Consider the following 285-nt stretch of genomic DNA (forward strand, 5'->3'; position numbering starts at 1 on the left):
TCTTAAAACCATCCATTACAGCAAAACGATCTTCTTGATCTAATCCTCCATGGATTTTTTCACACGAATAATTGGATTCTTCTAACTCAGCAAACACAGTATCTACATGTTCTTTCGTATTGCAGAAAATAATACAGCTATCTGGATTTTCTATAACGGTTACTGCTTTTAGCATGGAAAGCTTATCAGCTTCCTTGACTTCCATTACATGGTGTTCAATCGTACTTGTTGTAACCCCTTGAGAAGCAATTTCAATATTAACAGGGTTTTTCATATATTTATGAC

At 34.4% G+C, this 285-nt stretch carries 1 protein-coding gene; it reads right to left on the reverse strand.

What is annotated here, in order from left to right:
- On the reverse strand, window positions 1-285 hold a 285-nt coding region (locus EOC06_RS38900; RefSeq protein WP_164899084.1), incomplete at both ends, for a DEAD/DEAH box helicase.

It is taken from the genome of Mesorhizobium sp. M7A.F.Ca.MR.362.00.0.0 (assembly GCF_004023175.1).
Classification (GTDB): domain Bacteria; phylum Pseudomonadota; class Alphaproteobacteria; order Rhizobiales; family Rhizobiaceae; genus Mesorhizobium.